Genomic DNA, 12,405 nt, shown 5'->3' with positions numbered 1-12,405 from the left:
GTGACCGATAGTACCAATGTTAACGTGTGGCTTATTACGTTCAAATTTTGCTTTTGCCATTTTGAATTGTCCTCCCGGATAATTAAAACTTTATATATAGTAATCCTGTGGGGCTATACGCCCCACTAGATACACTTTTGATTAGCCATTTTTCTTAGCTTGAATTTCTTCAGCAATTTTCTTAGGCACTTCTTCATAATGATCGAATGTCATGGAGTAGTTACCGCGACCTTGTGTTTTGGAACGAAGGTCAGTAGCATATCCGAACATTTCGCTCAATGGAACATATGCTTTGATATGTTGGGAACCGTTGCGAGCTTCCATTCCATCCATACGGCCACGACGGGAGTTCAAATCACCGATTACGTCGCCCATGTATTCTTCAGGAACTTCTACTTCAACAGCCATGTATGGTTCAAGTAATGCTGGGTCAGCTTTACGAGCACCCTCTTTGAAGCCCATGGAACCTGCAATTTTGAAGGCCATTTCAGAGGAGTCAACATCATGGTAAGAACCGTCAAATACGATAACTTTGATGTCAACCATTGGATAACCAGCGATAACACCGGATTCCATAGCCTCTTTAACACCGTTCTCAACTGGTCCAATGTATTCACGAGGAATAGAACCACCAACAACTTTATTTTCAAATTCGAAACCAGCACCTGGCTCTTGAGGAATGATTTCCAACCAGCAATGGCCGTATTGACCTTTACCACCAGATTGGCGAACGAATTTACCTTCAGATTTAACTGCTTTACGAATTGTTTCGCGGTATGCTACTTGAGGTTTACCTACATTACAGTCAACTTTGAACTCACGGTTCATACGGTCAACGATGATGTCAAGGTGAAGCTCACCCATACCGGAAATGATTGTTTGACCAGTTTCTTCATCAGTACGAACTTTGAAAGTTGGATCTTCTTCAGCCAAACGAGCTAATGCCATACCCATTTTTTCTTGGTCCGCTTTAGTTTTTGGTTCCACAGCAACAGAGATAACTGGTTCTGGGAATTCCATGGATTCAAGAATAACTTGCGCTTTGTCATCGCAAAGTGTATCGCCAGTAGTAGTATCTTTAAGACCTACTGCTGCAGCGATGTCACCAGCGTATACGCGGTCGATTTCTTGACGGCTGTTAGCATGCATTTGCAAGATACGGCCGATACGTTCTTTTTTACCTTTTGTAGAGTTGAATACATAAGAACCAGACTCTAATGTACCGGAGTACACACGGAAGAACGCTAATTTACCAACATAAGGGTCAGCCATAATTTTGAAAGCTAACGCAGCGAAAGGACCGTCATCAGTGGAAGGACGAGTTGTCTCTTCACCAGTGTTAGGGTCGATACCTTTAATCGCTGGTACATCTGTTGGAGCTGGCATGTAGTCAACTACAGCATCTAACAACATTTGTACACCTTTGTTTTTGTAGGAAGAACCGCAAAGAACTGGGAACAATGTGTTTTCACACACAGCTTTACGAAGAGCTGCTTTAATTTGTTCTTCAGAAATTTCTTCACCTTCCAAATATTTTTCCATCAATTCGTCATCAGTTTCAGCAACTGCATCCACTAACATTTCACGACGCTCTGCTGCAACATCAGCATATTCTTCTGGAATTTCAGTGATTTCGTATTCTTTTCCGTCATCACTGATGTAGATTTCAGCTTTCATAGTTACCAAGTCAATGATACCTTTGAAAGTGTCTTCTGCACCGATAGGCACTTGGATAGCTACGCTATTAGCACCTAAACGAGCTTTCATCATATCAACTACGCGGAAGAAGTCAGCACCTACTGTATCCATTTTATTTACATAAGCGATACGAGGTACGCCGTATTTATCCGCTTGACGCCATACTGTTTCAGATTGAGGCTCTACGCCACCTTTCGCACTGAATACAGCTACGGAACCGTCTAATACACGAAGGGAACGTTCTACTTCTACTGTAAAGTCTACGTGACCAGGAGTATCGATAATGTTGATGCGATGACCTTTCCATTGAGTAGTAGTCGCAGCGGACGTGATAGTGATACCACGTTCTTGCTCCTGCTCCATCCAGTCCATCGTAGCAGCACCTTCATGTACTTCACCGATTTTGTGAACTCGACCAGTATAGTAAAGGATACGTTCCGTTGTGGTTGTTTTACCAGCATCGATGTGAGCCATGATACCGATATTACGAGTTTTCTCTAAAGAAACTTCTCTTGCCACTATATTTCTCCTTAACTAATTACCATTTGTAATGAGCAAATGCTTTATTAGCCTCTGCCATTTTATGAGTATCTTCTTTTTTCTTAATAGCTGCGCCAGTATTATTGAACGCGTCCATTAATTCGCCTGCTAAACGTTCTTTCATAGTGCGTTCACCACGAAGACGAGCATAGTTTACCATCCAGCGAATACCTAGAGATAAACGGCGATCAGCACGAACTTCAACCGGCACTTGGTAGTTAGCACCACCGATACGGCGAGCACGTACTTCTAATACAGGCATTACATTTTTTAAAGCCTGATCAAAAACTTCCATAGGGTCTTGACCCATTTTGGAACGAATAATTTCAAATGCATCATATACGATGGATTCAGCAATGCCTTTTTTGCCATCGTACATTACTTTGTTAATGAAACGTGTTACTAATTTGCTATTGTACACCGGATCTGGTAGTACATCGCGTTTCACAACAGGGCCTTTTCTTGGCATGTCAATTCCTCCTTTAACGATGTGTGTTCTCTAATCTTATGCTAAATTATTTTTTAGCACGTTTCGCGCCATATTTGGAGCGGCTTTGCATACGATTTTGTACGCCAGCTGTATCCAATGCACCACGAACGATGTGATAACGCACACCAGGAAGGTCCTTAACACGACCGCCTCTGATAAGTACAACGCTGTGTTCTTGTAAATTGTGACCAATGCCTGGGATGTATGCAGTTACTTCAATACCATTTGTCAAACGAACACGGGCAACTTTACGAAGCGCGGAGTTCGGTTTTTTAGGCGTAGCTGTGTATACACGAGTACAAACACCACGTTTTTGTGGACACTCTTTCAAAGCTGGAGAGTCAGATTTACGCACTAAAGTTTTACGGCCTTTACGTACTAACTGGTTAATAGTTGGCATGTGGGCACCTCCTTTCCAAACAATTAGATTTATAATTGATCCGCTCGATAATATATCGTTCGGATATTACCAAAACTAGCGAAGCACGCCGATTGCGGCAGCTCCTACTTTAATATGAGCAGCTTGCCCAAGTTCTTCCATCGTATGATTTCGATCTACAGGCACATTGTGCTCTAAACAAACTTCCAGAATCGGCAAGATAATTCGGTCATCGCTATCAAGACCTACAAATACACACTCTACTTCATCGCGCCCCACAGCTTTGCGGGTTTGTTTCGCTCCTATTATGAGATTTGCATTTGAAAGCATATCGATTGTCATATGCGTCTCCTTCTTATTCGTTACTTGCTTTAGGGCGCACTGCTCCTTAAGCACTTTACTAGTGTACCATTGTTTATATGCCCTGTCAAACGATTTTATCCCTTACAAATCGCTAGAATAAAGCATTTTATATGTACATGCTTCCGTGCGGTTCAAAAATATATTTTTCTGTATATTTTGAGTTGGTTTTATGCAGTTATAGCGTTTTATTTGTATGTATATGCATTGCTTTTTCTTTTTTGTATTTTATCTATGCGAAATTGATATAGCAAAATTATTTGTTTTTATATGACATAAAGAAATAAGCGGATAACTTCCTACAGGTTGTTATCCGCTATTTCTTCCAACAATGTTAACTAGCTATCTATGCTCGTCTGATTGTCTTATATTATTCTGCTGTCTCTACATCTGTAGTTTCACTTGTTACATCTGCACTGACTACTTCTGTATCCACCACTAGATCTTCTAACTCAGGCGTATGTTTTATTACCTTAATTTTACGATAGCGGCTCATGCCTGTACCAGCTGGTATTAATTTACCAATGATAACATTTTCTTTTAAGCCAAGTAATGGATCAATTTTACCTTTGATCGCTGCTTCTGTAAGAACACGTGTTGTTTCTTGGAAGGAAGCTGCTGACAAGAAGCTGTCGGTTGCCAAGGCTGCTTTGGTAATACCCAATAGTGTACGAACACCAGTAGCTTCTTTTTTACCATTTAAGCGTAAACGACGGTTTTCATCTTCAAATGTATTTACATCGATAGAATCTCCTGGTAATACATCTGCATCGCCAGCATCTTCAATTTTCACTTTATGTAACATTTGACGAACGATAACCTCGATGTGTTTATCGTTAATTTCTACACCTTGAGATTTGTATACTTTTTGTACTTCATATACTAGGTAACGTTGCGTTGCTTCTGTACCCATTACACGCATAATGTCATGAGGGTTAATGGAACCTTCTGTTAAACGTGCGCCTAAAGATACTACGTCACCATCTTTCACAATGATGCGAGATCCATAAGGGATTAAGTAATCAAACTCTTCACCCTCAGCTGTAGTAATAAAGATAGTATTGGTGCCTTTTTTATTATCGTTAGGAACGACACGTACAGTACCTTCTACTTCTGCAATGATAGCATTACGTTTTGGACGACGTGCTTCAAACAATTCTTCGACACGAGGTAAACCTTGTGTGATATCATCACCGGCAACACCGCCTGTATGGAATGTACGCATTGTTAACTGTGTACCTGGTTCACCGATGGATTGTGCCGCAATAATACCTACTGCTTCACCAACTTGTACTTGTCCACCAGTACCTAAGTCACGGCCATAACATTTCATACATACGCCATATGGAGAACGACAAGTCAATACAGAACGGATTTTCACTGTGTCGTAATGTTTTACTACTTCATCAGCTAATTCATCAGTAATTTCACCATTCAATGGAACGATGACTTCACCAGTTTCTTTATTGATTAATTCTTCTGCTGCTGTACGGCCCACGATACGATCTTTCAATGGTTCGATAACGCCAGTACCTTCCACGATAGCTTCTACTTCAATGCCATGAATTTCATTGTTGCGTACTTGAACTTCTTTTACATCAGAGTTTAAGATAGCTTCGATAGCTTCTTCTGTTAATGCTGTATGAGCAGGGAAGATTTCTACACCTTCACTATCAATAACAGGATACACAGTATCTTTACCCAACATGTTTTCAATCATTGTATTGCGTAATGTCGTGCGAATGGTATCATCCACTTCACCTAACGCAATGGTTTGAACAATATTAGTATGGTTGATGTCGCTATCGCTGCCCAATTGTGCGCCACGTAATGCGATAGATTTCACTTGAGATTCTGCTAATGCTTCAATAGTTGCTTCTGTTACGATGCTTTCAGCGTCAGCAATCACTTCACCAGTCATAGGATCCACTACATCGCGATCCAATACACGACCGATTAAATCATCTTTCAAGTATGTTAACGCATCTTTTGTATTACGCGCTAAGCGAGCTCTTTCACGAGCTAAGTCGATACCTACCACATCGCAATCTTCCTCACGAACGATTACGTCTTGAGATACGTCAACAAGACGACGTGTTAAGTAACCGGAGTCAGCTGTACGAAGGGCTGTATCGGCCAAACCTTTACGAGCACCGTGAGAGGACGTAAAGTAATCCAATACAGTCAAACCTTCTTTAAAGTTTGCTTTAATAGGCAAGTCGATGATACGACCAGATGGATCCGCCATCAAACCACGCATACCCGCTAACTGACGGATCTGTTGTTTGTTACCACGGGCTCCGGAAATCGCCATCATATATACTGGGTTGAAACCATCTTGGTCAGCCGCCATATTATCCATCATGGCTTCTGTTACATTGTCGATAGCTTCATTCCAAAGTTCGATCGTTTTACGGTAACGTTCTTCTTCTGTAATTAAACCACGACGATATAGACGGGATACTTTATTAACTTCTGTATCTGCCTCTTCTACGATACCAGCTTTTACTTCTGGTACTTTGATATCCGCAATAGCAATTGTCATACCAGCACGGCGAGCGAAGGAGTAGCCCAAGGATTTAATACGGTCCAATAGTTCTGCAGTTTTTTCGTTGCCGAACGCTTGGAAACATTGGTCGACTAATTTACCAACCATTTTCTTATCCATGACTTTACCCAAGGACCATGTGCCGTCTTCTTCTTTCACAAATTGACGGATTTCTGGATATAAAGCTTCGTTGAATATCAAACGACCTGCTGTCGTTTTAACTAGACCATATCCTTCGATACGAATGTAGATAACGTCTTGTAAGCCGATGGCACCAGAGTCATATGCCAACATCACTTCATCGTAATTTGCAAAACGTTTTGCCTTATCTTCTGTACCTTTACGAACTACTGTTAGGTAGTAAGTACCCAAGATCATATCCTGAGATGGAACTGCTACTGGTTTACCATCTTTAGTAGATAAAATGTTATGGGATGAAAGCATCAAGGTACGTGCTTCTGATTGCGCTTCTACGGACAATGGTAAGTGACACGCCATTTGGTCACCGTCAAAGTCGGCATTGAAGGCTGTACATACTAATGGATGCAATTTGATAGCACGACCTTCCCAAAGGATTGGTTCGAAGGCTTGGATACCTAATCTATGCAATGTAGGGGCACGGTTTAATAATACTGGATGTTCTTTAATAACTTCTTCTAAAGCTTCCCAAACACCAGCACCAATACGCTCTACTTGACGTTTTGCGGCTTTAATATTGCTAGCTTGTCCACGTTCTACCAAACGTTTCATAACGAATGGCTTGAATAATTCCAATGCCATCTCTTTTGGAAGACCACATTGATGCATTTTCAATTCTGGACCAACTACGATAACGGAACGGCCGGAATAGTCAACACGTTTACCCAACAAGTTTTGACGGAAACGACCTTGCTTACCTTTTAACATATCGGATAAGGATTTCAATGGACGGTTGCCAGGACCTGTCACAGGACGGCCACGACGACCATTGTCAATCAACGCATCCACAGCTTCTTGTAGCATACGTTTTTCGTTGCGCACGATAATATCAGGAGCGCCTAAATCCAGTAAACGTTTTAAACGGTTATTACGATTGATAACACGACGATACAAATCATTCAAGTCAGAGGTAGCGAAACGACCACCATCTAATTGCACCATTGGGCGCAATTCAGGTGGGATAACTGGCACTACATCCATAATCATCCATTCTGGGCGATTGCCAGATTGACGGAATGCTTCTACTACTTCTAAACGGCGAACGGCACGAACTTTACGTTGACCTGTAGCAGTTTCTAATTCACTGCGCAACTCATCATTCAATGCTTCTAAGTCTAATTCGCAAAGTAATTCTTTAATCGCTTCTGCACCCATATCGATACACACGAATGTATTCTCTTCTAAGGCACCAAGCTCTAATTTTTCTTCACGAGTTAATACTTCGTATTCTTTTTCTTCTTCTGGAATTTCTGTATTCGCCGCAAGCTCTGCATTCACTTCTTCTTTGTGTTTTGCAGAATTGATTAATTGCAAACGTTCACGACGTTGTGCAATGGTTTCAATGATGACACTTTTACCACCGATTTTATAGTCAGCATCATTGAACATGGCTTCGTATTCACGGAATTCAGTTTCAAATAACAATTGTTGTTTAGACAATGGAGATTGACCTGGATCCACTACGATATACGCAGCAAAGTATAATACACGTTCCAAGGAACGAGGGGATATGTCAAGGATCAATCCCATGCGAGATGGGATACCCTTGAAATACCAAATATGAGACACTGGTGTAGCCAATTCAATATGGCCCATACGTTCACGACGCACTTTAGCACGAGTGACTTCTACACCACATTTATCACAGACAACACCTTTATAACGGATGCGTTTATATTTTCCACAATGACATTCCCAGTCCTTTGTTGGTCCGAAAATGCGCTCACAGAATAAACCATCTCGCTCTGGTTTTAAGGTGCGGTAGTTAATTGTTTCAGGTTTTTTAACTTCTCCATGAGACCACTCCAAAATTTGTTGTGGTGAAGCTAAACCGATTCGCATGGAATCAAATTCATTTACGTCTAGCACTGTATGCTCCCTCCTTTACGAGATAGTGGTACTTACTCATTATCAGAAGATTCTACATAGCCACTGATTTGGCTGATAATATCATCTTCTTCACCTGCTGTTACAGGCTCTTCTTCTACAATGTATCCGTCAGGTGTTCCTTCTACTGTGGAAGCTTCTCCTTCTGCTGTAGCTTCAGTTGTACCTTCTTCCATCACTTCACGAATATCATCATGACGCGGTACATCCTCATCATCTAATTCTTTGATAAGAACTTCTTCTTGATCTTCATTCAAGATTTTTACGTCAAGGCCAATACTTTGCAATTCTTTCAACAATACTTTGAAAGATTCAGGTACACCAGGTTCAGGAATATTTTCACCTTTTACGATTTTTTCGTAAGCTTTTACACGGCCCACAACATCGTCAGATTTCACAGTTAACAACTCTTGTAGTGTATACGCTGCGCCATACGCTTCAAGAGCCCACACTTCCATCTCACCGAAACGTTGTCCACCGAATTGAGCTTTACCACCCAATGGTTGTTGTGTAACAAGAGAGTACGGACCAGTAGAACGAGCATGGATTTTATCATCTACTAGATGATGAAGTTTTAACATGTATACGTAACCAACGGTAACTTTGTTATCCATTTTCTCGCCTGTACGGCCATCGTATAATACAGTTTTACCATCATCATCACGACCAGCTATGCTAAGTGTATCGAACACGTCACTTTCATGAGCACCATCAAATACTGGTGTCGCAATATGAATACCAGCTACGTCAGGTTTTGGCATACCATACATATCATAGTCATAACCAAATTTTTCCAACTCAGTACGCAAATGACTACGTTTTTCACGAACTTGTTGAATCGTTTCAATCACATGTACTACACGACGAATTGCACGCAATTCCTCTTCTAAGGCTGTTTCCATTTCTGGACGTTCGGCTTCTACATCATCAAATGTTTCAATGCCTAATTCATAGATACGTTTTTCTTCAGCCAATAAGAAGTTATAGCGTTTTTCTCCACCAAGATCTTCAAATTTTTCTTGAGCTCGATGTAAAATTTTATCTAAGGCTACTACTTTTTGACTATCAATTTGTTTATCTGTTTCAAGGTAGTTAGCAATCATAGGATCTGCAATGGCTTGTTCTAAACTTTCAATTTCTGCATAGATATCTTTGATGCCATCAATTTCATCCCAATATGTACCGTTTAATTTAGCTTCTTTCAGTACTTCTTTGATTTTTAGGTCAGTTGCCTTAATTTGCATACCTAATCCTTGTACTGCCCAGCCTAAATGCGTTTCCAATACCTGTCCGATGTTCATACGAGACGGTACGCCTAATGGGTTCAATACGATTTGTACTGGTGTACCATCTGGTAAGAATGGCATATCTTCTTGACGCATAACGCGAGAAACGACACCTTTGTTACCATGACGACCCGCCATTTTATCGCCTTCGTGGATTTTACGTTTTTGCGCAATATATACACGAACTACTTTATTAACACCTGGTTGTAACTCGTCACCGTTTTCACGAGTGAAGATTTTAACGTCCACAATTTTACCTGCTTCACCATGTGGTACACGCAAGGAAGTATCGCGAACTTCACGTTCTTTGTCGCCAAAAATAGCGCGTAATAAGCGTTCTTCTGGAGTTAATTCAGTTTCCCCTTTAGGAGTTACTTTACCAACTAAGATGTCACCAGGTTTAACTTCTGCACCGATGCAGATAATACCATTTTCATCCAAGTTTTTAAGGTTATCATCACCAGTATTTGGCAATTCACGAGTGATTTCTTCGGCACCTAATTTCGTATCACGAGCATCACATTCGTACTCTTCGATATGGATGGATGTGTAGATATCTTCTTTACAAAGTTCTTCACTTAATAAAATCGCATCCTCGTAGTTATAACCTTCCCAAGGCATGAACGCTACCAATACGTTGAAGCCTAATGCTAATTCGCCCCCATCTGTAGCTGGACCATCTGCCAATACTTGACCTTTCACCACGGATTGACCACGGTATACGATTGGTTTTTGGTTAAAGCATGTAGATTGGTTAGAACGCATGAATTTGTTCATTTTATATACGTCTACACGACCATTATCACGTTGTACATGAACTTCATTACCCCAACAACGTGTAACAATACCAGCTTCTTTTGCTAATACGCAAACGCCGGAGTCTGTTGCCGCTTTGTATTCCATACCTGTACCTACTAAAGGTGCTTGTGCACGAAGTAGAGGCACCGCTTGACGCTGCATGTTCGCACCCATCAAGGCACGGTTCGCATCGTCATTTTCTAAGAATGGAATCATAGCAGTACCGATAGATACTACTTCTTTTGGGCTTACGTCCATGTAGTCTACTTTATCTGGAGATACCTCTAATACATCATGACCACGACGACATGCAATGTTCTCAGATACGAAGTAACCTTCTTCATCAATACGAGAGTTCGCTTGGGCAATTGTCATGCCTTCTTCTTCATCTGCTGTCATATATACAACTTGGTCTGTAACACGAACTTTCAATACTTTGTTAGCATCTTCGCCTGTACCATATACTTTTTCAATTTTACGGTATGGTGCTTCAATGAAACCAAATTCATTCACTTTCGCATAGTTAGACAAGGAGTTAATCAAACCGATGTTTGGACCCTCTGGAGTTTCGATTGGACACATACGACCATAATGGGAATGATGCACGTCACGAACTTCGAAGCCTGCACGCTCACGAGATAAACCACCAGGTCCTAACGCGGATAGACGACGTTTATGTGTCAATTCACCCAATGGGTTAGTTTGGTCCATGAACTGAGACAACTGGGAAGAACCAAAGAATTCTTTGATCGCTGCCACAACTGGACGGATATTCAATAATGCTTGTGGTGTAATAACAGATACATCTTGGATTGTCATACGTTCTTTCACCACACGTTCCATACGAGTTAAACCGATACGGAATTGGTTTTGTAACAATTCGCCTACGCAACGAAGACGACGGTTACCCAAATGGTCAATATCATCAGTTTGGCCAATGTTTTCGATCAAGTTCATCATGTAACTTACGTTAGCAATCATATCTTCACGAGTCACAGTACGATGACTAAATGGCAAATTGCTATTGTTACAAATCACTTTTACTACAGTGCCATCTGTATTCACTACGAAGAATTCAGGTACTACATCACCACTGTACACACCGCTATTAGCCACTACGTCAAGAACTTCTTCGTTCACATAGGTATTCGCTTCCACGATGATTTCGCCATTTTCGTCTACGATTGGTTCTGCCAAAGTTTGACCGAACATGCGTTGACGCCAGCCTAATTTTTTATTTAATTTATAACGACCTACACGAGCTAAATCATAACGACGAGGGTCAAAGAATAAGTTATCGAATAAGTTACGAGCACTTTCCACAGTTGGTGGTTCGCCTGGACGAAGTTTTTTGTAGATTTCTACTAATGCTTCATCAGAGGATTGAGTGCTATCTTTTTCTAATGTACGAAGTAAACGTTCATCGTATTCAGGATGACCATTTTCGTCCACTTGTCCATTCCAAAATAATTCCAAGATGGATTCGTTAGTTTCCCAACCTAATGCACGTACTAATACTGTAGCTGGTAATTTACGGTTACGGTCGATACGTACGGACACAATGTCGTTCGCATCTTTTTCTAACTCAATCCAAGCACCACGGTTCGGAATCACTGTGGAATCATACAAACGGTTACCCATGGTATCGATACTGCCACCGTAGTACACACCTGGGGAACGAACTAATTGGGATACGATAACACGTTCCGCACCATTGATGATGAAAGTTCCTGTATCTGTCATCAATGGGAAGTCGCCCATGAATACTTCTTGTTCTTTAATATCTGGATTTTCTGGATCATTGTTAACGAGACGAACATTGACGCGCAATGGTGCTGCATACGTAGCATCACGATTTTTGCATTCGTTAATGTCATATTTTGGTTCTCCAAGGCTGAAACCTTCAAAGGAAAGAGCTAACTTTCCTGAATTGTCTTTAATCGGAGAAATATCGTTAAAAATATCTTGTAAACCGCTCTCTAAAAACCACTCATAGGACTTGCGTTGCACGTCTAACAAATGTGGCATTTCGAGAACTTCGTTGATCTTAGCGTAGGTATATCGAGTACGCTTACCCACTTGCTCAGGTTTGAACATGTTCTTTTCACCCCTCATAAAAATTGGCTTACATATTCTATAACGGTATGACTGCAGACGATTCCAGGTCTCAGTTTTCCTGCTGACCAATGACAAAATAAGCAAGGCTCGTAATTTTTTCTTG

6 protein-coding genes are annotated in these 12,405 nt (G+C 41.0%); all 6 read right to left on the bottom strand.

What is annotated here, in order from left to right; all coding sequences use genetic code 11:
- Positions 1–141: 141 nt before the first annotated feature.
- Positions 142–2,217 carry an elongation factor G gene (gene fusA / locus HMPREF3032_RS00160; protein WP_009353908.1) on the bottom strand — a complete coding sequence of 692 codons (2,076 nt, stop codon included), beginning with the start codon at positions 2,215–2,217 and terminating at the stop codon, positions 142–144.
- A 19-nt stretch (positions 2,218–2,236) separates the two neighbouring features.
- Positions 2,237–2,707 (bottom strand): 30S ribosomal protein S7, encoded by a 471-nt coding sequence (rpsG, locus tag HMPREF3032_RS00155; protein WP_009353884.1) that lies wholly within the window; start codon positions 2,705–2,707, stop codon positions 2,237–2,239.
- 46 nt (positions 2,708–2,753) lie between these two features.
- Positions 2,754–3,128 carry a 30S ribosomal protein S12 gene (gene rpsL / locus HMPREF3032_RS00150; protein WP_009353904.1) on the bottom strand — a complete coding sequence of 125 codons (375 nt, stop codon included), beginning with the start codon at positions 3,126–3,128 and terminating at the stop codon, positions 2,754–2,756.
- 75 nt (positions 3,129–3,203) lie between these two features.
- Positions 3,204–3,449, bottom strand: coding sequence for a ribosomal L7Ae/L30e/S12e/Gadd45 family protein (locus HMPREF3032_RS00145; protein WP_062400942.1), 246 nt, complete (start codon positions 3,447–3,449; stop codon positions 3,204–3,206).
- A 388-nt stretch (positions 3,450–3,837) separates the two neighbouring features.
- Positions 3,838–8,082 carry a DNA-directed RNA polymerase subunit beta' gene (rpoC, locus tag HMPREF3032_RS00140; RefSeq protein ID WP_062400940.1) on the bottom strand — a complete coding sequence of 1,415 codons (4,245 nt, stop codon included), beginning with the start codon at positions 8,080–8,082 and terminating at the stop codon, positions 3,838–3,840.
- A 32-nt stretch (positions 8,083–8,114) separates the two neighbouring features.
- The gene (gene rpoB, locus HMPREF3032_RS00135; RefSeq protein ID WP_062400938.1) at positions 8,115–12,281 is read right to left on the bottom strand and encodes a DNA-directed RNA polymerase subunit beta; all 4,167 of its coding nucleotides are present in this window, start codon (positions 12,279–12,281) and stop codon (positions 8,115–8,117) included.
- Positions 12,282–12,405: the final 124 nt, after the last annotated feature.

Origin of the sequence: Veillonella sp. DNF00869 (assembly GCF_001553345.1) — a bacterium.
Lineage (GTDB): Bacteria > Bacillota > Negativicutes > Veillonellales > Veillonellaceae > F0422.
The sequence above is the reverse complement of the archived record's forward strand: the minus strand, read 5'-3'. Positions and strand labels throughout refer to the sequence as shown.

Bases quoted from the DNA above. Each gene is read 5' to 3' on its own strand.
- rpsG (WP_009353884.1), bottom strand. From the start codon at position 2,707: ATGCCAAGAAAAGGCCCTGTTGTGAAACGCGATGTACTACCAGATCCG.
- rpsL (WP_009353904.1), bottom strand. From the start codon at position 3,128: ATGCCAACTATTAACCAGTTAGTACGTAAAGGCCGTAAAACTTTAGTG.
- HMPREF3032_RS00145 (WP_062400942.1), bottom strand. From the start codon at position 3,449: ATGACAATCGATATGCTTTCAAATGCAAATCTCATAATAGGAGCGAAA.
- rpoB (WP_062400938.1), bottom strand. From the start codon at position 12,281: ATGTTCAAACCTGAGCAAGTGGGTAAGCGTACTCGATATACCTACGCT.